Source organism: Rhodoferax sp. ZS1R8 (assembly GCF_056521325.1).
The window spans coordinates 1-1,121 of the sequence record NZ_JBWMBA010000159.1; the positions used below are offsets into that span (position 1 = coordinate 1).

Annotated in this window: 1 protein-coding gene; it reads right to left on the bottom strand. The window is 63.8% G+C overall.

Translation table 11 applies throughout. From position 1 onward, the window contains the following. A partial coding sequence (locus AC097P_RS24630) for an ATP-dependent DNA helicase RecG (protein WP_479613043.1) occupies nt 1–1,121 on the bottom strand: 1,121 nt, incomplete at both ends.

The window sequence follows — 1,121 nt, forward strand, 5'->3', positions numbered from 1 at the left end:
TCAGCACCGGCTGGCCGTCAGCGCGGGTTGCGCCTTGCAATGCCTCGGCCAGGTCGGCATGGGTTTGTGTGGCGTTTGTCAGGTCCAACGCCTCACTTTCTTCAATCAGCGGGCAAACCCAGTAGACCTGCCGCCCCTGGTCTATCTGGCCGCGGATGCGCTCGATCACCTCGTCCCGCCGGGCATCGTTGACCAGGCGGGTGATGATGGGCGTGCGCCCTGGCGGCAGCTCGTCAATGGTGGACACATCCAGATCCGCGTAATAACTCATGGCCAGCGTGCGCGGTATGGGCGTGGCCGTCATCATCAGCATGTGGGGCTCCATGCCGTCGTGGTTGAGCTTGTTGCGCAGCGCCAGGCGTTGGGCCACGCCAAAGCGGTGTTGCTCGTCGATGATGGCCAGGGCCAGGTTCTTGAACTGCACTTTTTCCTGAATGACGGCGTGGGTGCCCACCACCAGTTGTGCTTCGCCACTCTCAATCATGGCCAGGGCCTCGCGGCGTTCCCGGGCTTTCTGAGTGCCGGTCAGCCACGCGGTGGTGACACCCAGCGGCTCCAACCAACTGAGCAGCTTGCGAAAGTGCTGTTCGGCCAATATTTCGGTGGGGGCCATCAGCGCGCACTGCCAGCCGGCGTCAATGCAAATGCAGGCCGCCAGCGCGGCGACTACGGTTTTGCCAGAGCCCACATCGCCCTGCAGCAGCCGGTGCATGGGCACTTGGCGTGCCAAGTCATTGGCAATCTCGGCGCAGACCCGTTGCTGGGCAGCCGTCAGCTGGAAAGGCAAGGTGCCCACCAGCTCGGTGTACAGCGGCATCAGCACCGGCTGCTCGGGCTCATTGGGCGGGCTGAACACCTCCGGCGCCACCATGGCAAGCACCGGTGCCCGCAGGCGAGCCCGTTCGCGACGGGACTGCAATTGAGATATCTGTTGGGCTAATAGCTCCTCTGCCTTGAGCCGCTGCCAGGCCGGATGGCTGTGGTCCTGCAAGGTGTCCAGCGACACATCGGGCGCGGGGTGGTGCAAAAATGATAGCGCCTCACGCAATGTCCACAGGGGCTGGGGGTTGATTTGGCTTAAATCACCTGGGGGGAAGGTGTCTGACAGCTCGGCCCGCGCC